Source organism: Corynebacterium sp. c24Ua_83, assembly GCF_039907245.1.
In the GTDB taxonomy this organism is placed as follows: Bacteria; Actinomycetota; Actinomycetes; order Mycobacteriales; family Mycobacteriaceae; genus Corynebacterium.
The window spans coordinates 14,420-38,410 of sequence record NZ_JASBOI010000016.1; the positions used below are offsets into that span (position 1 = coordinate 14,420).

Below are 23,991 nucleotides of genomic sequence, written 5' to 3' on the forward strand. Positions count from 1 at the left end.
TCTGCCGCGGGCGCGCTTATGCAACTGACTATAGAGGACTGCGTGGGTTGCGCGCGCGTGAAAACCTCAGTTGGCCTTCCGGCTAGGGTGGGGGCATGGTCACCGTGATCGCCAGCCCGCAGTCCACCTCCGACGATCTCCAGCCGCTGAAGTTGGAGGACCTGCCGGAAGACCTCGTCGCCGCAGTGGGTGGCGCCAAGCACGTGGAAATGTTCACCGGGGCTGGCATGTCCGCCGATTCCGGTTTGGATACCTTCCGCGACGCGCAGACCGGCATCTGGTCGCATGTAGATCCCCAGGCGATGGCCACTTTGGATTCTTGGGCGAAGGATCCCGAGCCCATGCTTGCCTGGTATCTGTGGCGGGCGGTGCTATGCCGCCGCGCAGAGGCAAACGCGGGGCACCGGGCGATAGGTGAGTGGGCGGAACGAGGGGGCGTCACCGTACACGTAACAACCCAAAACATCGACGACCTGCACGAGCGTGGCGGCAGTAAGAACGTGGCGCACCTACATGGGAGCCTGTTTCGCTATCGCTGCAGCATTTGTAGCAAGCCCGCGCGCATGCCCGAGCTGCCCGAGAAGCAGGTGGAGCGCGTCACGCCTCCGACGTGCTCACTGTGCGGGAATCCGGTGCGGCCGGGAGTGGTGTGGTTCGGCGAGCCGCTGCCGCACCGGGAGTGGGAGGCAGCCGAGGAGGCAATGCGGGCGGCGGATCTGGTGGTGATCATTGGCACGTCGGGAGTGGTGTGGCCCGCCGCAGGCCTGCCCGCGATCGCGGCCCGGCGCGGCACGCTTATCGTGGAGATCTCGCCCGCGCGCACCGACCTGACCGATATGTGCACATGGTCGCTGCGCACGACCGCAGCGAACGGGGCACCGCTGGTGGTGGAGGCGGCGGAGGGCGCCTAGCGTGGCGCTGAGTCAGCCCCGCTAGTTCTGCGGATTCGGAGGAGCCGGCTGGCTATTCTTCGGCATCAGGCCGACGTTCATCGGCGGGATCTTGTGGTTCGGGTCGAACATCTGCGCCTCGATCTCCGGAGCCAGCGTTTCCGCGAAGATGTTGTTGAAGTGGTGCGCATCGCGGTAGACCGCCATGTTGCCGATGATGGAAGGGCACCAATCCTCGCGGCACACCGCAGCAGTCAGATCCATGAGGGTTACATCCATGCCCTTGTACGCTTCGATGGAAGGATCCACAGGAAGCAGGGAATCCCAAACGCTCTGGCCGCACTCGGCGTTGATGGCCAGCACTTCGTCGAAGTTCGGGCGGCCGGGGTTCGCAAGGCCGGGGAAGTCCGCGTTTTCCGCAACCTCGCCCTGCTTGCCTTCCATCATCTCGGCCACGCAGGCGCGCATGTCACGGGGAGCGCCCTCATCGGTGGTCTGCCACGGGTTATCGCGCATCAGCCAACTGTGAATCCCCTGGTCCGTGAAGCTCTGCACCAGATCCTTGTACTCTTGCGGCACCTGCTCCGGGCCAGCGCCACCGATCGAGGTTGGGCGCGTACCGGTCATGAAGATGCCTTCTGTCGGCGGGTTCTCCTTGATGTAATCCACGACCTTCTCCGACCAGCTGAGGCAGGAGGGGTACTCCTCGCCATTGACACGCGTGATCTTGGCGTTTACCGGGCAGCCCATCTTTAGCAGCGGGATCATCTTCACGTGCCGGTTGCGGCCCACGATGTCCAGCGCCGGAATGTAGTGCTCGGAATGCGAGCCGCCGATCACATAGATGGTCTTGTCGGAGTTGACGTCGCCATACGCGCATTCCTCGTCGGAACGGTTGAAATTCTTCGTCAGGATCAGAGCATCGCTATCGAAACCGATCTGGCAACCATCGGGCTGCGTCTGCGGCAGCAGGGCGTGGAAGTCCTCCAGCGGCGGCACGATCGGCATGTTCTCCGGCACGGGGGCGTTCACCAGGAAGCTCGCCGCGCCGGGGTAGATCGACCTATCTGCGGCCAACTCCCACAACTGTTCGCTGTTCACATCCTCGCGGTGCTGTAGATACTTTGGTGACGCCACCACAGACCCAGCGAGCACCAGAATCAGCACGGCATAGACGGCCTTCGGCCAGGCGGACAGGGACTTTGCCCAGTACTTCGGGCTGAGCAGCACCCAGTTGCGCTCGGGCTTCTTGCCCTGGCGCAGGGGGCGCTCGATCAGCTTGTTGGAGAGCCAGGCCAGCACCACGCTGGCCGCGATCACGACTGCACCCAGGCCCGGGCTGACCTTGGGAACGTTGAAGTAGTAGACGCACAGCACCAGAATCGGCCAGTGCCATACGTACAGGGCGTAGCTGATGCGGCCCAGGAATTGGAATGGGCGCGTCAACAGCAGTCGGGTCACGCCGACGGGCTCGCCGGAGTGACCAGAAAGGACCACCAGCAGAGCACCACCCAGGGGAATTAGCGTCCACGGGCCGGGGAACTGGTCCGCGCCGTCCAGGAAGAGGCCGGTGCTGATGATCATGCCCAGGCCGACAATGCCCATCACGGTGCGGGTCCATCGACCCAACGGACGCAGCACGGGGTTGCCATTCGCGTCGCGGCGCAGCAACAGCATGCCCAGCAGGCCACCCAGGCCGATCTCCCAGAAGCGGCTCAGCGTGGAGTAGTAGTTGATGGTCTGGTCTTCAAAGTGGAAGTACGTGGCGTAGGTGAAAGAAAGCACCGTCGCGGCGGTGAGCACAACCAGCAGGGCCGGGCGTGCGTACTTCCGGAAGATGAGGGCAAGCAGGGTAACGACCACCAGGGATGCTACGTAAATCTGCAGCTGCGCCGACATGGACCACAGGTGTTGGAAGGGGCTGACGGTGGTGCGCACAGAGGTGTATTCGCGGCCGGAGTACGCCAGCTGCCAGTTGATGTAGTAGCCCAGGGAAGCCACCGCATCCTTTGCCATCTGTACGTGCACCAGGCGATTCATGAGAAGTAGCGACGCCGCCAATACGCTGGCGACCACCACTGCGAGTAGTGGGAATAGTCGCCGGATGATGCGAATCAGAGACTGAATGAAGGTGAGCCCCTTCGGGTTCTGCGCGTTGCGCAGCTGGCTGCCGAAGAAGAAGATGCCGCCGAGTAGCAAGAACACGTCCACGCCGGAACTAACCTTGCCGACGAAAACGTGGAAGATCACGACCAGGCCGATGGCTAGGCCGCGCAGACCTTCGATGTCGTAGCGCATCATGCTGGACGATGCGCCGGGCTTACCGGAGGTGCCCTTGGTCGTGGCGCCGGCCTCTGCCGTTGCCTTTTGCTTTACCTTTGTGGCGTTGGACTGCTCTGCCTTCGTGGCTGCGCTATCGTCCGCCGAAGAGTTTCCCTGTGCCATAACTTGAATAAGTCTATTGAGCAGCGGGAAAAATATCGAAACGACTCACCCGAGAAGGCCTCAAGCTGCGACGGCGGTCACTCTAGGCCCGGGAGAGGCTACTCGAAGTACACGTCCTCCAAAGACAGCGCCTTTGCAGCGCTGGCCTGGTTACGGGCAGTTTCTACATAGCGCGCCGCGTGGGCGATGAAGCCCTGGCGCTCCTCCTCCGTTAGTTCGCGGCGCACCTTCGCGGGAAGGCCGGCGGCCAAGAATCCCGCCGGAATTTGCTGCCCTTCCAGCACTACCGCGCCCGCGGCGACGAGGCTGCCGCCGCCGATAGTGGAACCTGATAGCAGTGCCGATTGCATGCCAATCAGCGTTCCCGCCCCCACATGCGAGGAGTGAACCAGCGCCTGGTGGCCGATCGTTACATCGTCTTCCAACACACATTCCTGGCCGCGCTCCACGTGCATCACGGAGTTATCCTGCACGTTCGTCCGCTCGCCGATGCGGATCGCGCCTACGTCGCCGCGCAGTACGCACCCGTAGAACACGGAGGAATCCGCCCCGATTTCCACATCCCCAATGATCGTCACGCCCGGGGAGATCATCGCGCTGCGGTGGATCCTGGGCGTCTTGCCCTGATACGGAAGGATAATCGGTGCTGCATTCATGTTTCCCACCCTAACTATTTTTGGACGCCCACGCTTCCCTTTGCCTGGAATACCCCACCTAACCCTGCAGGATCGGTAGCGTTGGCGTCATGAGTAAGAACACCACGAACGACGACCACCCGGTAACGATCCTCGTCGTCCACCACAGCCCGACCGAGAAGGCGCAGAAACTCGCGGACACGGTACTCGCGGCAGCACGCGCCGCTGCAGAGGAAGTGAATGCTGAGCTGAGTCCGGCCACAAGCGAGGGAGCTGGCCAGCCCTCCGTTCAGGTGCTGGAACGCCAGGCTCTGGAGCCGGACGTGGAGGAACTCCGCGGAGCAGATGCCATCATCCTGGGCACTACTGCCAACTTTGGCTATATCTCCGGCGCCCTGAAGCACTATTTCGACACGGTCTACGTGCCCGTCCTGGAAGAGAAGAAGGCCACTCCCACCAGCTGGTGGATCCGGGGTGGCTACGATACGACGGGTGCGGAAAAAGCCATGCGCTCCATCCTTACGGGGCTGGAGTGGGAAACGGTGGCCGAACCCGTCGAGTTCACTGGAGATATTGAGCCCCACTTGGCGGAGCTAGAGGCGATGGCTCAGGCTGTGGTGGGCCAAGCTGTGGCGTCAATAATCTAAAGGGATCTAAGAATAGAGCTCGTTAGCGCAGGTCGGACAGGACGCACGCAGCGCCTGCGGCGGCGGTGGTGACGGTCAGAACAGCAGGCCAGGCGCCGATCTTCTTAGCCAGCGGGTGGGAAAGACCAAACGCGGCCAGGTAACCGGCGGTCAGGCCCGTGGCAACACCCGCGCCAGCCTTGGCGTTCCAAGAGCGGGCAGCGTAGCCACCTGCAGCGGCCAGAATCACGCCACCGAGCGGGCGAATACCGGTCTCGCGGGCGGTCAGCCAGCCGCCGACCAGGCCAGCGATGACGACGGATGCGGTGTTGACTTCCTTCGCTGGCTTCAGGGTGGCGGTGGGCTTGAGCTTATTGAGCTGATTCTTCTTCGACATGCCAACAACTCTACGCCGGTGTAGGGGGACTAGTTTCGCAAATGAATCAGAAGTAGGACTAGGGTGGCAACCAGACCTAACCTTTTTGCCGATCCAAAACCACGAGGAGGCATGTGTTCCATGGTTGAACGCATCGATACCCGGTTGACCAGACTCTGGGGAATCGATAAGCCCATCATCGGTGCACCAATGGCGGGGCGCTCCGACGGCCACCTGGCAGCCGCCGTCAGCCGCGCCGGTGGATTGGGAATGTTCGGCGCCGGTGCCGGAACCAAGCCCGAATGGATTCTGGAGAACGCGCGCATCGCAGCAGAGGCAGGTCCCTACGGAATCGGCCTGATGGTGTGGGCGCTGGAAGACAACCCGGCCCAATTCGACGCAGTGCTGGAGGCGAAGCCAAAGGTAGTGAGCCTGGGCTTCGGCGACCCCAAGCCCTATGTGGACCGTGCCCACCAGGCCGGAATTTCCGTCGTTGCCCCAATCAACACCATGGCACAGCTGCGTCAGGCACTGGCCGCAGGCGTGGACGCTGTTTGCGTGCAGGGAATGGACGCCGGCGGGCACACCGGGCGCATCGGCACGCTGCCACTGCTGCAGATCGTGATGGAATACATGCAGGTCAACGCGCCGGGCGTGCCGATCGCTGCCGCGGGTGGCATCGCCACAGGCAGGGGTGTGGCCTCCGTGTTGGTGGCAGGCGCCGACGCAGCATGGGTTGGCACCGCACTGCTGGCCTCCCCGGAAGCCGCCGGTGCGCCCGAGCTGCGACAGGCCGCGATCAAGGCCACGGCCAGCCGGACCGTGCTGACCGACATCTACGACCGCGCCGAAAAGCAAAAGTGGGATACGGAGCAGTGGCCCACCCGCACCGTGCGCAATGCATTCGTGGACGTGTACCGCCCGCTGTCCGAAGCGGGGGAGGTTACCGACGAGGAACTGATCGCGGCCCGGGCCGAGGGCGGGGACTTTGCCGACGAGCTGAAGCTGCACGCGGGTCAGGGCGTGGAGCTGCTGCGGGCAGAGGTGCCCGCCGGTGAGGTCGTGCAGGGTATGTACGACGAAGCGCTGCACTGCCTCGGGCGTTTCGCCTAAAGAGGAAACCGCATGGACATCGACCGCGTGTACAACTGGCGCGACCGACAGCGCCAAGGTCTGTATCTAGTGGACCGGTTGTGGCCTAGGGGCGTCAAGAAAGAAAGCCTAGATTTGGCCGGTTGGCCGAAAGAACTAACGCCCAGCAGCGACCTGCGCCGAGAGTTCCACAATGGCTTGGGCTTTGCCGAGTTCCGTGAGAAGTACGTGGCGGAGCTGGAGGAACGGAAAGCCGCAGGGGAGCTGGACGATGCGCTGACTGCATTGCGCGACTACCAGGAGCGGGTGACCGAGGAAGGCGCTCCGGAGCTCCTGCTGCTGTATGCCGCGAAAGAAAAAGAGCACAACCATGCGGTTGTGCTCCGAGATTGGCTGGCACCCCAGCTGGAAAGCTAAGGCGCCGGCTAACTAGCCAATCGCGCTAGAGGCGCTGGCGCGACAGGAAGTTCCAAACCTCCTGGGAAGCATCCGGAACGCGGTTCCAGGTGTGGTTCTGCGGGTTCAGGATCAGCTGCAGCTCCTTGCGGGCGCTGGGGTACACGTGGCGCTCGCCGCCCCGGATGTGGGTGACGCGCGGCGGGTAGCCACAGCCGTTACGCTTCGCGTAGCTACCCACCAGGTCGCGAACAGCCAGGTAGTGGGCGCCGTTGTGGCGGTAGCCACCGTTGATCTTCATCATCGTGTCGCCACGGCCATGCATGATCAGGAACGGGATTGCGCGGTTCTTGCAGCCCATGTTCACCGGATCGTAGTAAGCACCGCCGACGGCAGCGGCTGCGGCATGGGAGGCAGCTGGGGGAGCTGGGGGACAGAGCCCTGCGGGGCAGCATTTGCCTCCGGGGCGTTCTAGGTAGCCACGCCCGCGGTACCGAATGCGGTGGCCAGCACCAGCGACAGCGCTACGACAATGCGCTGAAAGGAAGGCAAGAAGGAGCTAAGAGATCGATTCACGAATGTGACTATACATATATGTGAATACATACATATATGTGAATACTCTGCCAATTTGATTGAGGAAATCTGGCTGGCTGGAGTTTGCATTGGAGTTCGCGCTGTAGAAGTTCCTGATCATGGTCTGTATGCTGAGTAGCATGATTACTGAAATTTTTGCGGCAAATACTTTCCTACTCGCTGAGGGCTCTGCAGTTCCGCCATTGGGCATGATCGGCTGGGTTGTCATCGGTGGCCTGGCTGGTTGGATCGGTTCCAAGATCATGGGTACCGACGAGCAGATGGGCTTCTTCCTCAACATCATCGTCGGCATTATCGGCGGCTTCTTGGGCGGCTGGGTCCTCGGCCTGCTGGGAGTCGGCAGCGGCGGCTGGATCTGGAGCTTCCTGACCTGCCTGTTGGGCGCCTGCATCCTGATCTTCATCGTCGGTCTGGTCACCGGAAAGCGCAAGAAGTAAGCAACCGTAATCGGCAACTGCCGCTACAGGCTGGAGCTGGGGTTTAGTCGACCAGCAACATAGCAAGCGCACTTTCGCCCAAACGTGCGCTTTCGTTTTCTAGGCCTAGGCCAAGCCACATTACGAGAAGCAGGATAACCAGCGCGCAGATGATAAAGATCAGTGCGCCGATAAAGAAATAAGACCGGAAGGGGCCACTTTTGGACTCTTCCTTCAGAGGCACCTCAACCATCGGTTGGGGGCCTTTTTTCTGTGGGTCTACGGCCGGTGTGCCCGTCTCATCGACGAAGCCGCCACGTTGGACGGATACCGCCCGGAACGTGCCCGTATCGCGTTGCTGGCTCTGCATCGGTCTTCTCCGGTTCGTAGATCTTAGTGGGGCTTTCTGTTTCAGCTGCATGCGCAGGGGCGACGAAACCCTGCATGGCTTCTGCAGGGCTGCGTGTAGCCTTACAAAAACTTAAAGAGCAAGAGGAACGAACAGTCGAAACTGTTGGGTTTCTTTAAGCCTAGTATCGTCGGTCCCTTCGTTGTGGGGTTATCCCAATTCCAGGGGTGTGATGCCAGATGACCTCCACCTGTTCCCACCCCCAAATAGGGCTATTCACAGGCAGGGTTGTCTGTGGATAACCCTGTTATCTGGATGGGTTGGCGGCCCGTTTACACGCCAACCCGTCCAACCTTTTCGTTACGCTGTTGAATGTCTACCAGCGCTCGCGAGCGCACACCAAATCCCGCACACCAAGTCCATGTCACATGTTTGTCGCATGTGCCTGGCCGTAGTTGAAAGGAGTCCGATGGAAGGCCAACTTCTCACCACCAGCACCGGGCAGCTCGTCGATGAATCGGGAGTCGCCCGTCCGCCGTGGGCCTATCGCAGCGAGATTGAGCTGGACTACTACGACAACGAGTGGGGTCGCCCTGTCATCACCGAACACGGCCTGCTGGAGCGCATCGCCCTCGAAGGCTTCCAATCCGGCTTGTCGTGGGCCACCATCCTGCGCAAGCGGAGGGATTTTCGCTCTGTGTTCTTTCTTTTTGACGCCCAGCGCATCACCGAAATGAGCGAGCCCCAAAGGCGCGCTGCTCTGCAGGACGAACGCTTGATTCGTAATGCCCGCAAGCACGAAGCGCTCTACGAAAACGCCAAGGCGACGCTGGAGCTGCGGCGAGCGGAGGAATATCAGGAGTTGCCGGAGGATTCGCCCGCCCGCGACGTTCTGGGCGGGGCGGCCAACCGGCTGGCGCCGGGTCTGCCGGTACTCGTGTGGTCGTTCACCCCGGCGGAGCACTCCCGTCCGACATCGCTGGATGGGGTGCCCTCGACTTCGCCGGAGTCCAAGGCGCTGGCGAAGGAGCTAAAGCGCCGGGGATTTCAGTTCGTCGGCCCCACCACCTGCTACGCGCTGATGCAGGCCATCGGCATGGTCGACGACCGGGTGGTGGAGCCAGCCGAGGGGGCCTAGAGTCGCGCGGCCAGCTCCACGGCCTGGCGGATCGCGCGCTTGGCGTCCAGTTCCGCGGCGACATCCGCACCGCCGATGATGTGGACGTCAGAGGTGCCGTCCTGCTCGGCGTCGCTCTTCTCGGCGCCTTCCGGGCGCACGGATTCCTGGCCCGTGCACAGCACGACCGTGTCCACGTTGATCACGCGCTCTTCGCGGTTCTCCTTGGTCTCACGCTCGATCTGCTCCAGCAGCTCCTGCTTTTCGGCGCGATCCAGCGTGCGGCCCTCGAAGGTGCCGGACTTGATCTGCTTGATCTTCTTCAGCGTGACCTGCGGATCCTCCACCGGGACGGTGATGTGCAGGCCGTCGGAATCGATCTTCTCGTAGGTCACGCCCACGATCTGCTCCGTGCCGCCCATGGCCACCGCCGCGCGGTGTACCCAGCCGGTCGTCTTGCCCAGCGTGCGGCCCATGCGGGTCGGCTTACGCTGCAGCATCACCACGCGGCGCTGCGGGCGCTCCGGCTGCGGGGAGGAGAGGTTGCCGTGCACATCCGAGTCTTCGACCACGCCCCACTGGCTGTTCCAGGAGGTCAGGGACTGCGGGGCGCCCTGGCGATCCGCCAGCAAGAACTCCGCCACGTCGTAGCCGATGCCTCCAGCGCCGATGACGGCGACGTACTCGCCCGGCGCCTTCTTTCCGGAGATTAGCTCGGCGTAGGTGGCGACGGTCACGCCGTCGATCTTGCCCTCCAGGCCCTCGTTCACGCCCGGGAACTCCGGGATGCGCGGGCGCACGCCCGTGGCCACAACAACTTCCTCGAAGCCGTCGGCCTTAAGCTCCTCCGGGGTAACGGCCTTGCCGGTGGAGATGTTCACCTTCAAGCCCTCCAGGCGGTTGACCACCGCGTACAGCGCCTGTACGAACTCTTCCTTGCCCGGCACGCGCATCGCCAGGTTGAACTGGCCACCCAGGGTGTCAGCCGCTTCGAAGACGGTGACATCGTGGCCGCGCAGCGCCAGCGCCTCAGCAGCGAAGAGCCCGGCCACGCCACCGCCGATCACGCCGACCTTCTTGGTGCCCTGTGCGGGCAGCAGCTCCAGCTCGGTCTCGTAGGCGGCGCGCGGGTTAACCAGGCAGGTCGCCCGCTTGTTCTCGAAGGTGTGGTCCAGGCAGGCCTGGTTGCAGGCGATGCAGTGGTTGATCTCGGTGTTCAGGCCGCGTGCGGCACGGTTGACGAACTCCGGGTCGGCCAGCAGCGGGCGAGCCATGGAGACCAGGTCGGCCTGCGGGGTGCCGGCGGGCTCGCCGTTGCCACCGTCCCAGCTTCCGTCGAGGATGGCCTCGGCAACCTCCGGGGTGTTGATGCGGTTAGAAGCCACCACGGGGATGTTCACGTGCTCGCGCACCTTCTGGGTCGCCCAGGCGAAGGCGCCACGGGGGACGGAGGTCACGATGGTCGGGATCTGTGCCTCGTGCCAGCCCACGCCGGAGCTCAGCAGGTCCGCGCCGGCCTCCTCGATCTTCTTGGCCAGCTGCAGGATCTCCTCCTGGCTCTGGCCACCCTCGACCAGCTCCAGCACGGAGATGCGGTAGTCGATGACGAAGTCTTCCGGCACCTTTGCGCGGATGGCCTTAACGATCTCTACGGGGAAGCGCTGGCGGTTTTCCACCGAGCCGCCCCACTTGTCAGTGCGCTGGTTCGTGCGCTCCGCGAGGAACTGGTTAATCAGGTAACCCTCGGAGCCCATCACCTGCACGCCGTCGTAGCCTGCGTCAGCGGCGAGTGCGGCGGAGGTGGCGTAGGCGTCAACAAGCTTTTCAACGTCCTCGGTGGCGATCTCGCGGGCGGGGAAGGGGCTGATTGGCGACTGCGAGGCGGAGGCGGACTCCGCCATCGGGTGGTAGCCATAGCGGCCGGCGTGCAGCAGCTGCAGCAGGATCTTCGCACCGCCGGCGTGTACTGCGTCGGTGATTTCGCGGTGAGCCTCGGCGATCTCCGGGGTGTTAAACGGAGTGCCGTAGGGGGTCAGGTTGCCTTCTAGGACCGGCGGGTAGCCGCCGGTGACCATCGCGGCCACGCCACCTTCGGCGCGGGCGGCGTAGAAGGCGGCGAGCTTCGGCACGTCCTCGATGGAATCCTCCAGGCCGGTGTGCATGGAGCCCATGATCACGCGGTTGCGGAAGGTGGTCTTTCCTACCTGGATAGGGGAGAGGAGGGTCTTGTAGGCGGTGGCGGGATCTTCCACCGGGGTGGCGGTGAGAGCGGTGGCGCCCGGTGCCGTAGTCAGCGGCAGGAGGGTGCGGACGGAAGCGTCGGAGGAGTTGTTGGAAGGCTGGTTGGTCATGGGCGCAATTATCTCTAACTGCGCAAAAACTTGTGGGGCTTTTGAAGAAACCGAGAGCATTCACACTGCTGCGCGTTAAAGTATGTATCAAAATGTGAGTAATGTATGACGATCGTTGCAGTTCAGCGTGACTTCGATCACACATTAAGGTGAGGCTAGAAAGAGTAAGGCAAGCCTAATTTTGTCTGCTCGTACCGACGGGTGCACTCTAGATAACCCAAGACGAAATGGTGTGACCGGAACTACAGCTGTTTCTTGGCGGAGACTCACGTCACCACCAGACCGGCGGTCCGATTGCAACTTTATTCGCATATGCAAATGCAGTACTTGTGACGAAAGTTAGGCCGTAAATCATGAAAAACTACCCTGCACGCCAGGGTCTTTACGACCCCCAGTTTGAGCATGATGCGTGTGGTGTCGCCTTCGTGGCTGACATGCACGGCCGCGCGACACGCGACATTGTGGACAAGGGCATCCAGGCCCTGGTGAACCTGGATCACCGTGGCGCAGCTGGAGCGGAAAAGAACACCGGCGATGGCGCCGGCATCCTTATCCAGGTCCCCGACCGCTTCTACCGGGAGGAGATGGCCAAGCAGGACATCACCCTGCCGCCGGCCGGCCAGTACGCCACCGGCATCGCCTTCCTGCCGAACTCCCGCATGGCCGCGCTCGACGCGGTGCGTGCCGTCGAGGCCATCGTGAAGGAAGAGGGCCTTAACCTCATCGGCTGGCGCGACGTCCCCGTCGACGACTCGAGCCTGGGCGCCATCGCGCGCGACGCCGAGCCGCTGTTCCACCAGCTCTTTATCTCTGGTGTTGACGCCAACGGCTCCCCCCTCGAGGGTCTCGAGCTCGACCGTCGCGCCTTCTTCGTCCGCAAGCGTGCAGAGCGTGAACTCGGCACCAAGGGTGCAGGCGAGGGCTCCGGTGGAGACACCGTGTACTTCCCCTCCCTGTCCTCCCGCACGGTCGTCTACAAGGGCATGCTGACCACCCCGCAGCTGCGGGAGTTCTACCTGGATCTGCAGGACGAGCGCATGGAGTCCGCGCTGGCCATTGTGCACTCGCGCTTCTCCACGAACACCTTCCCGTCCTGGCCTTTGGCTCACCCCTACCGCTTGGTTGCACACAACGGTGAGATCAACACCGTCCGCGGCAACGAGAACTGGATGCGCGCTCGCGAATCCCAGCTGCGCTCCGAGGTGCTGGGCGACCTGGGCCGCGTGCTCCCGATCTGTGACCCGGAGGGTTCGGATACCGGCCGCTTCGACGAGGCTCTGGAGCTGCTGCACCTGGCCGGTCGCAGCCTGCCGCACGCCGTGCTGATGATGGTTCCGCAGGCGTGGGAACGCAACCCGCACATCGACCCGCAGGTCCGTGCGTTCTACGAGTACCACTCCAGCTTCATGGAGGCCTGGGACGGCCCGGCCGCCATCACCTTCACCGACGGCACCCTCATCGGCGCGACCCTGGACCGCAACGGCCTGCGCCCCGGCCGCATCTGGATCACCAAGGACGGCCTCGTCGTCATGGCTTCCGAGGCCGGCGTGCTGGACATCCCGGACAGCGAAATCGTTAAGCGCACCCGCGTGGAGCCGGGCAAGATGTTTCTGGTCGACACCTCCCGCGGCTGCGTAATCGAGGACGAGGAAATCAAGCAGGCGCTGGCCGACCAGCCCTACGAGCAGTGGGTAGAGGAGAACCTGGTCCGCGAGTCCGACCTGCCGACCGCCGAGCCGATCGCCATGAACCACGAGCGCATCGTCCTGCGCCAGCGGGTCTTCGGCTACACCGAGGAAGACCTCGAGACCCTGCTGCGCCCCATGGCCGACAAGGGCGCTGAGGGCATCGGCTCGATGGGTACGGATACCCCGATCGCCGCCCTGTCCGACCGCCCGCGCCTGCTGTACGACTTCTTCGCGCAGCGTTTCGCGCAGGTGACCAACCCGCCGCTGGATAGCTACCGCGAGAAGATGGTCACCAGCATGTTCACCCAGCTGGGTGCGCAGGCGGATGTTCTGAACCCCGGTCCGGACGCCGCCCACCGTATCCACCTGGACAGCCCGATTCTGGGTAACCAGACGCTGGCCAACCTGGCGAATGCGGCGGAGAACGCCGCGGCCGCCGGCTCCGACGTGGACTTGAGCGCCTTCAAGGCCGTGCGCATCCCGGGCCTGTACTCCGTCGCCCACGGCGGCAAGGGCCTGCGCGAGGCCATCAACCGCATCCGCCGCCAGGTCACCGAGGCAATCGAGGACGGTGCGACCATCCTGATCCTCTCCGACCGCGAGTCCGACGAGCGCTACGCCCCGATCCCGTCGCTGCTGCTGACCAGTGCCGTGCATCACCACATGGTGCAGGAGAAGACGCGCACCCGCGCATCGCTGGTGATCGAGTCCGGCGGAGCCCGCGAGGTGCACCACCTGGCCATGCTCATCAACTTCGGTGCGGATGCCATCAACCCGTACATGGCCCTCGAGACCGTTAATGAGATGGCCAACGACGGACGAGTGGGCGTCACCGCAGAAGAGGCCGAGGAAAACTACATCAAGGCCGCGACCGCCGGCATCCAGAAGGTCATGTCCAAGATGGGCATCGCGACGGTGGCGAGCTACCGCGGCTCCCAGCTGGCCGACGTGGTGGGCCTACACCAGAGCCTGCTCGATGAGTACTTCGTCGGCGCCTTCAGCCCCATCTCCGGCATCGGCCTGGACGAGATCGCCGACGACGTGGCCAAGCGCCACCGCGCGGCATTCCTGCCCCGCCCCGAGGAGCAGGCACACCGCGAGCTCGAGATCGGCGGCGAGTACAAGTGGCGCCGCGAGGGCGAATACCACCTGTTCAACCCCGAGACTGTCTTCAAGCTGCAGCACGCGACCCGCACCGGCCAGTACCGCATCTTCAAGGAGTACACCGAGAAGGTCGACAAGCAGTCCGAGCGCCTGGCTACGCTGCGTGGCCTGTTTAAGTTCAAGTCCAATCGCCCGTCGATCCCGATCGAGGAGGTCGAGCCGGTCAGCGAGATCGTGAAGCGCTTCGCCACCGGTGCGATGTCTTACGGCTCGATCTCCGCCGAGGCGCACGAGACCCTGGCGATCGCCATGAACCGCCTGAAGGGCATGTCCAACTCCGGTGAGGGCGGCGAGGATCCGGCCCGCTTCGAGCCGGAGCCGAACGGCGACTGGAAGCGCTCCGCCATCAAGCAGGTAGCCTCCGGCCGCTTCGGCGTGACCAGCCACTACCTGAACAACTGCACGGACATCCAGATCAAGATGGCCCAGGGTGCGAAGCCGGGCGAGGGCGGCCAGCTGCCACCGAGCAAGGTGTACCCCTGGATCGCCGAGGTGCGCGTGACCACCCCGGGCGTGGGCCTGATCTCCCCGCCGCCGCACCACGACATCTACTCCATCGAGGACCTGGCGCAGCTGATCCACGACCTGAAGAACGCCAACCCGGATGCCCGCATCCACGTCAAGCTCGTCGCCGAGCAGGGCGTGGGCACGGTCGCCGCCGGTGTGTCCAAGGCACACGCGGATGTGGTGCTGATCTCCGGTCACGATGGCGGCACCGGCGCCTCCCCGCTGACCTCGCTGAAGCACGCGGGTGGCCCGTGGGAGCTCGGCCTGGCCGAGACCCAGCAGACCCTGCTGATGAACGGCCTGCGCGACCGCATCACCGTGCAGTGTGACGGCCAGCTGAAGACCGGCCGCGACGTGATGGTGGCGGCCCTCCTGGGTGCTGAGGAATTCGGCTTCGCCACCGCCCCGCTGGTGGTCTCCGGCTGCATCATGATGCGCGTCTGCCACCTGGATACCTGCCCGGTGGGCGTGGCAACCCAGAACCCGGAGCTGCGCAAGCGCTACACGGGCCAGGCGGAGCACGTGGTGAACTTCTTCAAGTTCATCGCCGAAGAGGTCCGCGAATACCTCGCCGAACTGGGCTTCCGCACCCTGGAAGAGGCCGTGGGCCACTCCGAGTGCCTGACCGGCGGCGAGATGGAAGTCGAGCACAAGACCGCGGGCAAGCTGGACCTGGCGCCCATCTTCGCCCAGCCGGACAGCCCCTTCATGCACCAGGACCTGCACCGCACCAAGGAGCAGGACCACTCGCTGGACAAGGCGCTGGACAACCAGATCCGTTCTGATGCGCAAGACACGATCCGCCGCGCCGCTGCGGGCGAGGACGTCTCGATCGACCTCAGCTACCCGATCACCAACGTCAACCGCACCGTCGGCACGATGACCGGTTCGCTGATCTCCCGCGTTGCCGGCCGCGATGGCCTGCCGCAGGACACTGTGAACCTGCAGTTCACGGGCTCCGCAGGTAACTCCTTCGGTGCCTTTGCCGCCCACGGCATGACGCTCACCCTGAACGGTGATGCCAACGACTACGTGGGCAAGGGCCTGTCTGGCGGCCGCATTGTCATCCGCCCGGCCGATAACCACGGGGCGGAGGACACGACCAGCGACGTCATCGCCGGCAACGTGCTGGGCTTCGGTGGCGCACACGGCGAAATGTTCATCCGCGGCACCGTGGGCGAGCGCTTCTGCGTGCGTAACTCCGGCCTCACCGCCGTCGTCGAAGGCGTGGGCAACCACGGCTGTGAGTACATGACGGGTGGTCGCGTTATTGTCCTGGGCAAGATCGGCAACAACTTCGCAGCCGGCATGTCCGGCGGCATTGCTTACCTGGTGGATGACGGTAGTGGCGTCACCGATCGAATCAACACCGAGCTCGTCGACATCGAAAAGATCACTGACGAGGAAGAACTGCGCTGGGTCGAGCAGACGATCCAGACCCACCGCGACCTGACCGGATCTACCGTGGAGGTAAACGCCGCGGATCTGATCAAGGTCATGCCCCGCGACTACGCGCGCGTGCTCAAGACGATCGCACGGGCCGAAGCCGAAGGCTTGGACAACGACGGCATCGCCGCCGCAATCATGGAGGAAGTGAAGTAAATGGCTGATCCACGCGGATTTCTGAAGCACCGCCGCGAGTCGGCGGCACACCGACCCGTCCCGCTGCGCCTGCTGGATTGGAACGAGGTCTACGAGGACTTCTCCGACGACAAGGTGCAGACCCAGGCCAGCCGTTGCATGGACTGTGGCATCCCGTTCTGCCACGATGGCTGCCCGCTGGGCAACATCATCCCCGAGTGGAACGACCTGGTGCGCAAGGGCAACTGGCGCGAGGCCTACGACCGCCTGCACGCCACCAACAACTTCCCGGAGTTCACCGGCCGCCTGTGCCCCGCACCCTGCGAAGGCGCATGCGTGCTGGGCATCGGCGACGACCCGGTGAACATCAAGACCGTCGAGTACACCATCGTTGAGCACGCCTGGAAGGAAGGCTGGGTCAAGCCGATCAAGCCGAGCTTCAAGACCGGCCAGCGCGTGGCTGTCGTGGGCTCCGGCCCGGCCGGCCTGGCAGCCGCGCAGCAGCTGACCCGCGCGGGCCACGACGTCACCGTCTTCGAGCGCGCAGACCGCATCGGTGGCCTGATGCGCTACGGCGTGCCCGAGTACAAGATGGAAAAGAAGTGGATCGACCGCCGTCTGGAGCAGATGGAGGCCGAGGGCACGAAGTTCGTCGTCAACACCTCGCCGACCGGTGAGCAGCTGAAGGAGTTCGACGGCGTGATCGTCGCCATCGGCTCCACCGTGGGCCGCGATCTGCCCGTCGTGGGCCGCGACCTGAAGGGTGTCTACCAGGCGATGGAATACCTGCCGGAGGCCAACAAGGTTTGCGAGGGTGACCGCAAGGTATCCACCATCAACGCCAAGGGCAAGCGCGTGGTGATCATCGGCGGTGGCGATACCGGTACCGACTGCTTCGGCACCGCGCTGCGCCAGGGCGCCATCTCGGTTTCCCAGTTCGACATCACCCCGAAGCCGCCGAAGACCCGCGGTGCATCCACCCCGTGGCCGACCTACCCGCGCATCTGGCGTGTGGCGTCCGCCCACGAGGAGGGCGAGTACCGCGTGACCGGCAACGAGTCCGCCGACGAGATCGCCGCCCTGGGCCTGGCCGAGCGCCAGCCGGGCGACGAGCTGGGCATCCGCCGCTACTCCATCAACACGGTGGAGATCACCGGCGACGGCGAGAAGGTCACGGGCCTGAAGGGCGCCGAGTGCCGCTTCGGCGAGAACGGCCTGGAGAACATCCCGGAGTCCGACTTCGAGATGGATGCCGACCTGGTGCTGCTGGCGATGGGCTTCGTCTCCGTCGAGGAGACCCCGGTGGTGTGGGACCTGGGCCTGCAGATCGGCGAGCGTGGCCGCCTGGAGCGCGACGATACCTTCCGCGCCCAGCCCACCAACGCTGAGTTCGCGGACATTCCAGTGTTCGTCGCCGGCGACGCGGGTCGTGGCCAGTCCCTGATCGTGTGGGGCATCTCCGAGGGCCGTTCCGCCGCCGCGGAGCTGGACCGCGAGCTGATGGGCGAGACCGCTCTGCCGCGCCCGATTAACCCGACTGACGTGGCGATGCAGGCATGAGCCTAGCCGCTTACCTAGGGCTGCTCGGTGCCTGGGTGCTGGCCATTACGATGCCAGGCCCGGACACCGTGCAGCTCATTCGTTTGGGTGCCCGTTCGCGCCGCTCGGCGGTGTTCGCCGCGCTGGGAATTAGCACGGGCAATGTGTTGTGGCCGGTGGTCACGATGCTGGGCCTGGCCGCGTTGATCGCGGCCTTCCCGTGGATCCTGACGGTGTTGTACCTGTTCGGCGGCTGTTTCCTGATCTACATGGGCCAAGGCGCGTTTCGCTCCGGGTACGCGGATTGGCGCGCCCGGGCGGTCTTGCCCGCTGTTTCTTTTAATGACGCCACCAGCGCTCCAGCGGGTGACGGTGGAGCACAGGCAGCGGCGCGTGCACCGCTGGGGGACTTCGCCTCCTGGCGCCTGGGGCTGGTGACGAACCTCTCTAACCCCAAGGCGTTGCTGTTCTTCGGTTCGGTGTTCGCACAGTTCATCCCGGTGGACGTGTCCTTGCTGGACCGGCTGCTGGTACTGCTTTTGATGACTGTCGTGGGTGTGGCGTGGTTCTGCGGATTCGCCCTGGCGGTGGCCGCGGGAGCGGAGAAAATCCAGCGGCTCAACCCCTTCATCGAAATGGTGGCCGGGGTGATCTTTGTCGTGCTCGGCGCGTTCCTGGCCTTCGAGGGCGTGCAGATGCTGGTGGGTAGCTAAAGCCCGCTAGACTGAGGCGCATGGAGTTTCCAGAGGTCAGCATTCGTGATTCCGAAATCAAGCTGGGGCAGTTCATCAAACTGGCGAACCTGGTGGAGACCGGCGGGGAGGCCAAGGAGGCCATCGCCGCCGGGGTTGTGCAGGTCAACGGCGCGGTGGATACCCGCCGCGGCAAGGCGTTGCGCCCGGGTGACGAGGTGGCCCTGGTGGATGCGGACACCGGCGACGTGCTGGCAGGAGCCACGGTGGCTGGCGCGAGCGGCGCGGCGGGCGCTGAAGGTGTTGCGAATGGAGCGGAATCCGACGATGACCTCGGCGAGTTTTTCGACGAGTCTACTGCGGACGATGACTTCGATCCGCAAAAGTGGCGCAACGTCAGCCTGGAAGATGTCCGCGAGGATAACGCGATCTAGCGTCAGCTGAATGCCTGGCCGGTGGAGGCCAGGTGGCGTCAATAAGAAACAACAGATACACCCCAAGAACACAAGAAAGAGCAGTGGAGGAACCATGCCCGCAATGATCGCCCAGCCCGGAATGCCCGTATGGCTGGACCTGGCCAGCACCGACGCGGCCGGAGCGGAAAAATTCTACAGCGAGTTACTGGGCTGGGAGTTCGAGCAGGTCTCCGACGGCTACACCGTGGCGAAAAAGCAGGGCATGCCGGTGGCGGGCATCGCGCAGATCCCAGAGGGCAACCGGTCTGTGTGGGGAGTGCTGCTGTACACCCCGGACGTGCAGCAGGCGCACGACAAGGCCGTGCAGGCGGGGGCGAAGTCCGTGCTGGAGCCGCAGGATCTGGGGGACCGTGGCGACATGGCCGTCATCGTCGACCCGTCGGGGGCCACGGTCGGCCTGCGCAATCCCGCGGATGAGCATGCGTTGATCGCCGCAGGCGAGCCCGGAACTCCGGTGTGGTTCGAGCTGATGGTGGTGCAGAACTGGGATACGACGCTGGAGTTTTACCACGAGCTGGCGGGCTGGGATATTAAGGCCACAGGGGATGGCGCAGGGGATGATGAGTTCCGCTATGCCACCGGCGAGTTCGACGGCGCGGCAGTGGTTGGCCTGTGGGATACCTCCAAGCTGGAGGTGCCCGGGATGTGGACCGTTTACCTGGGCGTGGCGGACGTGGACGCCGCCATTGCCAGCACGCCGGAGCTGGGCGGAAAGGTGATTCGCCCGGCCTGGGAATCCGAGTTCGGCCGCATGGCCACCATCGAGGATCCGACGGGCGCGCTGGTGAACCTCTGCGGGATCGAGGAGTTCGTCCCCGACGAGGACGTGCACGAGCCGGACCTGCTGGCTCCGGAGAACTTCCAGGCGTTCTAGCGCGCCGGGTTGGCTCCGCCGCGCCGGGCAAGCCCAGCGGGCGCCGCTACCAGATGCAGACGCGCTCGTCCTCGGCCAGCCACATTCCGTCGCCCTCCGAGACGTCGAAGGCTTCGTAGAACTCCGCGATGTTGCTGGAGACCACGTTGCAGCGGAACTCCGCCGGCGAGTGCGGGTCGATGGAGGCGTACTGAGCCGCCATCTGCGGGCGGATCGCGGTCTGCCAGATCCGTGCCCAGCGCAGGAACACGCGCTGCAGGGCGGTGTACTCGGTTGTGTCCGGGTTGCCCTCGGCATCCACCAGCCCCTCGACCGGCAGCTTCTCGGCTGTCTCGAAGGTCTGCCCCTGGTCCGCCAGGTAGCGGCGCAGAGCCACGATGGCGATGCCCAATCCGCCCAGGTCACCGATGTTTTCACCCAGGGTGAAGCTGCCGTTAACAGTGTGCTCGGTGATCCCGCGCTGGCGCAGGCCCGTCGGCACCAGGCCGTCGTACTGGGCCACCAGCTTGTCGGTCAGCGCGGTGAAGGCCTCGCGGTCCTCCTCGGTCCACCAGGAGTTCAGGTTTCCGTCGCCGTCGTACTTCGACCCCTGGTCGTCAAAGCCGTGGCCAATCTCGTGGCCAATCACAGCGCCGATGGCGCCGAAGTTGCCGGCCATGTCCGCCGCCGGGTCGAAGAACGGCGTGCGCAGGATCGCCGCCGGGAAGGTGATGTCGTTCTTCACCGGGTTGTAGAACGCATTCACCGTCTGCGGGGTGGTGAACCAGGTCTCGTTGTCGCTGGGCTTGCCCAACTTGGAAACCTCGTAGTTGTGGTTGAAGCGGCTGGCCGCCCGCACGTTCGCCAGCAGGTCCGCGCCGGTGGCGCCGAACTCCAGGCCGTCGAAGTCGCGCCACTTATCCGGGTAGCCGATCTTCGCCTCGAACTTCTCCAGCTTCGCCAGCGCCTTCTCGCGCGTAGCGGGGGTCATCCAGGCTAGCTCGCTAATGCGCTCGCGGTAGGCGGCGATCAGGTAATCCACCAGCTCCAGCATCTTCTGCTTGTGCTCCGGCGGGAAGTGCTCGGCGACGAAATTCTTGCCGACTTCCTCGCCCACAGCACCTTCGACCAGAGCGACGCCGCGCTTCCACCGCGCCCGCTGCTCCGTAGCGCCGGACAGGGTGCGCCCGTAGAACTCCCAGTTCCGCAGGTTCACCTCCGTCGGCAGGTATGCCGCGCTGCTCAAGATCACCCGCCAGTAGGCCCAGAGCTTCCACTCGTCCAGGCCACTGACCTGCGGGCTATCGCCCTCTCCGGTGGCCATGGCCGCGACGTGCTCCAGGTAGCTGGGCTGGCACACCACGATCGTGCCCCCGCCCGCGCTCTGGGTATCCACGCCCGTGGCCGCCAGCCACTCGCGGAAGGGGAAGCCCGTCGGCAGATCCTCCACCTTCGTCGGGTTATATGTCTTCTCCGCATCGCGGCTGGCCACGTTGTCCCAGTGCCCGCGCGCCAGCTCGGTCTCGAAAGCGCAGATCGCATCCGCCGCGGCAGTAGCGCCCGCATCCGCATACTTCCCGGGCAGCTCCAGCTCGCTGACCAGCCCCAGCATGTCCTTTACGAACTCGCGGTAGGCCTCGCGGGTCGGCGCGTGCTGCTCCTCCCGGTAGTACGCCTCGTCCGGCAGACCGAGCCCGGTCTGCACCAGGTAGGCACGCTGAATGTCCTGGCTGGAATCCTTCTCGATCCAATACCCCGCAACACCACCGGTGCCCTCCATATCGAGCCTGCCGAGTACCTTGGCCAGGTCGCTGATCGAGGTGGCGTCACTAACAAGCCCCAAGGGCTCCCGCAGGCCGGCCAGACCCGCGGCGGCGATGCCCTGCACGTCCATAAAAGAGGAGTACAGGGCGCCCACGCGGCCGTTCGGCTCGTCGGTGGCGGCGGCCTCTACAATCTCGCGGACCTCCTGCTCGGCGAGGTCACGCAGCTGGTGAAAGGTGCCGTCGACGGGGCGATCGCTGGGGATCGTGTGGGTCGCCAGCCAGGTGCCGTTGACGTGCCGGTACAGGTCCTGTGCAGGCGAGGGCTGGGTGGCCTCGCCAGCTTGATTCTGCGGCGCGGCCTCGGAGATGTCGTCCGGGATATCTACAGCCTTTGTTTTTGCAGCGTTGTTTTCTACCATGCCCACCACCTTAGACACCGCCGCAGACAGGGTGTCCGGCACAGTGGTTAGGCTATGGCGTATGTTCCATCATCCCGCGCCACAGGGGCCGCAACATGGGCGGCCGGCTCGCCCATCACAGGGTCCGCCAGTCCGCCCAGCACAGCGACCGATGGCCCCGGTCCCGCCTGTGCCAGCCCGCCCCGCGCCACCCGCAAAGCCTGCCAAGCCCGCCCCACCGACCACATATCGCCCCGCGCCGACCAGTCCGCAGCGGAGCGGTGCCTACTCTGCCTATCTTTTAGGGACACTGTTGTTGCTGGTTGGGGGCGTTTTTATTGTGGACGCCACCCTGGAAGACGAGCCCCAATCCCTGACCGTCGCGGAAGGGATGGCGGACTCGGTTCTCACCTATTCCGAGTGGCCGCTGCGGTTTGCCTCCCTGGAGGAATGCCACGATTCACCCGGCCTGGGTCGCCCCGGAGTGATGGAATTGGATTGCGATGGAGAAAGCTACGGAGTGACCGGCCTATCGGGCGTGGACGTGAAAGGCGGCGAGGAACCCATCTCGCAGGCCGTGAACCGCGCCGTGCGTGCGATAGTTTTCCAGGACGGTGTGAACCTGCAGTCGATCGACGTGCTGGGCAAGATCTCGGAGGAAAACCGAGAGCTGCTAAAAAAGTCGCAGGTCAAGCAATTGCGCGTGACGGATACCTACAAGCTGGGGGAGAAACGATTCATGGCAGTCGCGTTTGTGCGGGCCCCGGATGCGGGTTCATCGGACGGCAGCGGGGAAGCCGGCGCCGCTGCGAACGATGGCACCGGCGGGGAGCCCAATAGCGAACTGGAGCACAGTCTCGAACCCGATGGCACGGCCCCGATAGTGGTGGTGCAGATGCCGGTGAAGTCGGCGTCAATCAGAAGGCAGTTAGAAGAGATCGACGAGTTCGTGCGCGGCGTCAGCTTGGAGGACAACGCAGAAAGCGCAGGTGAATCCGATGTTTAAGGTGCGCAACTACCGCGTGTTCGAGGTGCCACTCGAGTTTCACTTGAAGCATCCGCCCCAGCAACGGCCGAAACTGGGACTTTTCCGCGACGGCTGGCTGGCGGCGTACTGGCTGCTGGTGGTTCCGAGCCTCGTGATGTCCGGGTTTCTGCTAATTGGCAATAATCCTTCAACGGTTAGCCCAACGCTGACGCTGGTGCTGCTGATCGGTGCGTTGCACCTGGCGGGGGCGTTGCTGTGCGTGTGGGCGCTGCCGATATATAGGGGCACACCTAAGCGGCTGGCCGCGCTGGCGGTGCTGTGGGGTGGGGCGGCCTCCGTGGTGCTGGCGGCGGTGGTGATTCAGCCGCCGGTGGTGAGCACCGTAGACAAGCTGGGTTGGCACGGGCTGACGGCCAGCTTTGGAGGCGCCTACCCGGAGGAGATCGCTAAGGGTCTGGGCATCTGGCTCCTGCTGTGGATGGGGCGCGTTTGGTGGAACCGCCCGTGGCACGGCATTATCGCCGGATTGCTGGTGGGGCTGGGTTTCGAGGTCTTCGAGAACATGATGTACGCGATGATGCTGGCGGTGATGGATCCGGTGTCTGACATGCAAGGAGCCTTGTCGACGTACCTCGTGCGAGTGATCGCCGGACCTGCGAAGCACATGATGTTCAGCGCGCTGGTCGGCTATGGGATCGGCCTGGCGATGTTCGTGGGAGCGAAAGCGGGGCAGCCGCGCGGTGTCGCCTGGCGCCTGGGGGCCGTCGTGTTGTGGGGTGGCCTGGGCTTCTTGACGCACTTTGCGTGGAATATTCGCTGGCTAGATGTGTCGCCAGTGTTTCAGCTGCTGTGGATGGGCTTCGTCTGGGTGGCGCTGGCGGCGCTCGCAGTCTGGGCGATTGTGTGGACGAGTGTGGAGTTTCTGCGGTGGAAAAAGCGCGGTGTTTGCCCAGCTGTGACGATATATCAGCGAGTGTGACGAAAATCACATGAGGGCTTGAGCAGGGATTTCTCGGTCGATGGTTTCATGGGGTGAAAGATGTTCCCCA

At 64.2% G+C, this 23,991-nt stretch carries 20 protein-coding genes; 13 read left to right on the forward strand and 7 right to left on the reverse strand.

What is annotated here, in order from left to right:
• The first annotated feature begins 95 nt into the window (after positions 1-95).
• Positions 96-911 (forward strand): NAD-dependent deacylase, encoded by an 816-nt coding sequence (locus tag QKE30_RS08985; protein WP_304504321.1) that lies wholly within the window; start codon positions 96-98, stop codon positions 909-911.
• Between the two features lie 21 nt (positions 912-932).
• Here QKE30_RS08985 and QKE30_RS08990 read toward each other — a convergent pair whose 3' ends face one another.
• Together QKE30_RS08990 and QKE30_RS08995 are read right to left on the reverse strand one after the other, a co-directional pair.
• Entirely contained in the window at positions 933-3,335 is a 2,403-nt protein-coding gene (locus QKE30_RS08990) for an acyltransferase family protein (protein WP_347934636.1), read from the reverse strand.
• Between the two features lie 98 nt (positions 3,336-3,433).
• A complete protein-coding gene (locus QKE30_RS08995) occupies positions 3,434-3,991 on the reverse strand; it encodes a gamma carbonic anhydrase family protein (RefSeq protein WP_239202360.1) in 558 nt (185 codons plus the stop codon).
• A gap of 89 nt (positions 3,992-4,080) precedes the next feature.
• On the opposite strand from QKE30_RS08995, the gene QKE30_RS09000 reads away from it, so the two are divergent.
• A complete protein-coding gene (locus QKE30_RS09000) occupies positions 4,081-4,617 on the forward strand; it encodes an NAD(P)H-dependent oxidoreductase (protein ID WP_239202362.1) in 537 nt (178 codons plus the stop codon).
• Positions 4,618-4,639: 22 nt separating this feature from the next.
• Here QKE30_RS09000 and QKE30_RS09005 read toward each other — a convergent pair whose 3' ends face one another.
• Positions 4,640-4,993, reverse strand: coding sequence for a hypothetical protein (locus QKE30_RS09005; RefSeq protein ID WP_239202364.1), 354 nt, complete (start codon positions 4,991-4,993; stop codon positions 4,640-4,642).
• A 120-nt stretch (positions 4,994-5,113) separates the two neighbouring features.
• On the opposite strand from QKE30_RS09005, the gene QKE30_RS09010 reads away from it, so the two are divergent.
• Together QKE30_RS09010 and QKE30_RS09015 are read left to right on the forward strand one after the other, a co-directional pair.
• On the forward strand, positions 5,114-6,085 hold the full coding sequence (locus QKE30_RS09010; RefSeq protein WP_347934637.1) for a nitronate monooxygenase: 972 nt from the start codon (positions 5,114-5,116) through the stop codon (positions 6,083-6,085).
• 12 nt (positions 6,086-6,097) lie between these two features.
• The gene (locus tag QKE30_RS09015) at positions 6,098-6,481 is read left to right on the forward strand and encodes a DUF488 family protein (RefSeq protein WP_239202368.1); all 384 of its coding nucleotides are present in this window, start codon (positions 6,098-6,100) and stop codon (positions 6,479-6,481) included.
• A gap of 25 nt (positions 6,482-6,506) precedes the next feature.
• On the opposite strand, the gene QKE30_RS09020 is transcribed toward QKE30_RS09015, so the two are convergent.
• Positions 6,507-6,821 carry a hypothetical protein gene (locus QKE30_RS09020; RefSeq protein ID WP_239202371.1) on the reverse strand — a complete coding sequence of 105 codons (315 nt, stop codon included), beginning with the start codon at positions 6,819-6,821 and terminating at the stop codon, positions 6,507-6,509.
• A 355-nt stretch (positions 6,822-7,176) separates the two neighbouring features.
• Here QKE30_RS09020 and QKE30_RS09025 point away from each other — a divergent pair, with 355 nt between their 5' ends.
• A complete protein-coding gene (locus QKE30_RS09025; protein ID WP_239202373.1) occupies positions 7,177-7,494 on the forward strand; it encodes a GlsB/YeaQ/YmgE family stress response membrane protein in 318 nt (105 codons plus the stop codon).
• A gap of 43 nt (positions 7,495-7,537) precedes the next feature.
• Here QKE30_RS09025 and QKE30_RS09030 read toward each other — a convergent pair whose 3' ends face one another.
• Positions 7,538-7,843 carry a hypothetical protein gene (locus tag QKE30_RS09030; protein WP_239202375.1) on the reverse strand — a complete coding sequence of 102 codons (306 nt, stop codon included), beginning with the start codon at positions 7,841-7,843 and terminating at the stop codon, positions 7,538-7,540.
• Positions 7,844-8,291: 448 nt separating this feature from the next.
• On the opposite strand from QKE30_RS09030, the gene QKE30_RS09035 reads away from it, so the two are divergent.
• Positions 8,292-8,960: a DNA-3-methyladenine glycosylase I gene (locus QKE30_RS09035; protein ID WP_239202378.1), complete on the forward strand. Its 669-nt coding sequence runs from the start codon at positions 8,292-8,294 to the stop codon at positions 8,958-8,960.
• Here QKE30_RS09035 and QKE30_RS09040 read toward each other — a convergent pair.
• Positions 8,957-11,290 carry an NADPH-dependent 2,4-dienoyl-CoA reductase gene (locus tag QKE30_RS09040; RefSeq protein WP_239202380.1) on the reverse strand — a complete coding sequence of 778 codons (2,334 nt, stop codon included), beginning with the start codon at positions 11,288-11,290 and terminating at the stop codon, positions 8,957-8,959. The two genes, QKE30_RS09035 and QKE30_RS09040, sit on opposite strands and share 4 nt — an antisense overlap.
• Before the next feature lie 353 nt (positions 11,291-11,643).
• Here QKE30_RS09040 and gltB point away from each other — a divergent pair, with 353 nt between their 5' ends.
• The 5 genes from gltB (at position 11,644) to QKE30_RS09065 (ending at position 19,811) form a co-directional block, all read left to right on the forward strand.
• Positions 11,644-16,251, forward strand: coding sequence for a glutamate synthase large subunit (gene gltB, locus QKE30_RS09045; protein WP_239202382.1), 4,608 nt, complete (start codon positions 11,644-11,646; stop codon positions 16,249-16,251).
• The gene (locus QKE30_RS09050; protein WP_347934638.1) at positions 16,252-17,790 is read left to right on the forward strand and encodes a glutamate synthase subunit beta; all 1,539 of its coding nucleotides are present in this window, start codon (positions 16,252-16,254) and stop codon (positions 17,788-17,790) included.
• A complete protein-coding gene (locus tag QKE30_RS09055; protein ID WP_239202386.1) occupies positions 17,787-18,482 on the forward strand; it encodes a LysE family translocator in 696 nt (231 codons plus the stop codon). Before QKE30_RS09050 ends, QKE30_RS09055 begins: the two co-directional genes overlap by 4 nt.
• 20 nt (positions 18,483-18,502) lie before the next feature.
• Complete coding sequence (locus tag QKE30_RS09060; RefSeq protein ID WP_239202388.1) at positions 18,503-18,895, forward strand: RNA-binding S4 domain-containing protein; 393 nt, start codon at positions 18,503-18,505, stop codon at positions 18,893-18,895.
• Between the two features lie 94 nt (positions 18,896-18,989).
• Entirely contained in the window at positions 18,990-19,811 is an 822-nt protein-coding gene (locus tag QKE30_RS09065; RefSeq protein WP_239202389.1) for a VOC family protein, read from the forward strand.
• 46 nt (positions 19,812-19,857) lie between these two features.
• Here QKE30_RS09065 and QKE30_RS09070 read toward each other — a convergent pair whose 3' ends face one another.
• Entirely contained in the window at positions 19,858-21,975 is a 2,118-nt protein-coding gene (locus QKE30_RS09070) for a M13-type metalloendopeptidase (protein WP_239202390.1), read from the reverse strand.
• A 319-nt stretch (positions 21,976-22,294) separates the two neighbouring features.
• On the opposite strand from QKE30_RS09070, the gene QKE30_RS09075 reads away from it, so the two are divergent.
• Positions 22,295-22,960, forward strand: a complete 666-nt coding sequence (locus tag QKE30_RS09075) for a hypothetical protein (RefSeq protein WP_347934639.1) — start codon at positions 22,295-22,297, stop codon at positions 22,958-22,960.
• Positions 22,953-23,921, forward strand: a complete 969-nt coding sequence (locus QKE30_RS09080; protein ID WP_239202417.1) for a PrsW family intramembrane metalloprotease — start codon at positions 22,953-22,955, stop codon at positions 23,919-23,921. Before QKE30_RS09075 ends, QKE30_RS09080 begins: the two co-directional genes overlap by 8 nt.
• Positions 23,922-23,991 lie beyond the last annotated feature (70 nt).

Bases quoted from the DNA above. Each gene is read 5' to 3' on its own strand.
- QKE30_RS09000 (WP_239202362.1), top strand. From the start codon at position 4,081: ATGAGTAAGAACACCACGAACGACGACCACCCGGTAACGATCCTCGTC.
- QKE30_RS09020 (WP_239202371.1), bottom strand. From the start codon at position 6,821: ATGGGCTGCAAGAACCGCGCAATCCCGTTCCTGATCATGCATGGCCGT.
- gltB (WP_239202382.1), top strand. From the start codon at position 11,644: ATGAAAAACTACCCTGCACGCCAGGGTCTTTACGACCCCCAGTTTGAG.
- QKE30_RS09065 (WP_239202389.1), top strand. From the start codon at position 18,990: ATGCCCGCAATGATCGCCCAGCCCGGAATGCCCGTATGGCTGGACCTG.
- QKE30_RS09055 (WP_239202386.1), top strand. From the start codon at position 17,787: ATGAGCCTAGCCGCTTACCTAGGGCTGCTCGGTGCCTGGGTGCTGGCC.
- QKE30_RS09040 (WP_239202380.1), bottom strand. From the start codon at position 11,290: ATGACCAACCAGCCTTCCAACAACTCCTCCGACGCTTCCGTCCGCACC.
- QKE30_RS09050 (WP_347934638.1), top strand. From the start codon at position 16,252: ATGGCTGATCCACGCGGATTTCTGAAGCACCGCCGCGAGTCGGCGGCA.
- QKE30_RS09080 (WP_239202417.1), top strand. From the start codon at position 22,953: ATGTTTAAGGTGCGCAACTACCGCGTGTTCGAGGTGCCACTCGAGTTT.
- QKE30_RS08995 (WP_239202360.1), bottom strand. From the start codon at position 3,991: ATGAATGCAGCACCGATTATCCTTCCGTATCAGGGCAAGACGCCCAGG.
- QKE30_RS09005 (WP_239202364.1), bottom strand. From the start codon at position 4,993: ATGTCGAAGAAGAATCAGCTCAATAAGCTCAAGCCCACCGCCACCCTG.
- QKE30_RS09035 (WP_239202378.1), top strand. From the start codon at position 8,292: ATGGAAGGCCAACTTCTCACCACCAGCACCGGGCAGCTCGTCGATGAA.
- QKE30_RS09025 (WP_239202373.1), top strand. From the start codon at position 7,177: ATGATTACTGAAATTTTTGCGGCAAATACTTTCCTACTCGCTGAGGGC.
- QKE30_RS09010 (WP_347934637.1), top strand. From the start codon at position 5,114: ATGGTTGAACGCATCGATACCCGGTTGACCAGACTCTGGGGAATCGAT.
- QKE30_RS08985 (WP_304504321.1), top strand. From the start codon at position 96: ATGGTCACCGTGATCGCCAGCCCGCAGTCCACCTCCGACGATCTCCAG.
- QKE30_RS09060 (WP_239202388.1), top strand. From the start codon at position 18,503: ATGGAGTTTCCAGAGGTCAGCATTCGTGATTCCGAAATCAAGCTGGGG.
- QKE30_RS08990 (WP_347934636.1), bottom strand. From the start codon at position 3,335: ATGGCACAGGGAAACTCTTCGGCGGACGATAGCGCAGCCACGAAGGCA.
- QKE30_RS09030 (WP_239202375.1), bottom strand. From the start codon at position 7,843: ATGCAGAGCCAGCAACGCGATACGGGCACGTTCCGGGCGGTATCCGTC.
- QKE30_RS09070 (WP_239202390.1), bottom strand. From the start codon at position 21,975: ATGGTAGAAAACAACGCTGCAAAAACAAAGGCTGTAGATATCCCGGAC.
- QKE30_RS09015 (WP_239202368.1), top strand. From the start codon at position 6,098: ATGGACATCGACCGCGTGTACAACTGGCGCGACCGACAGCGCCAAGGT.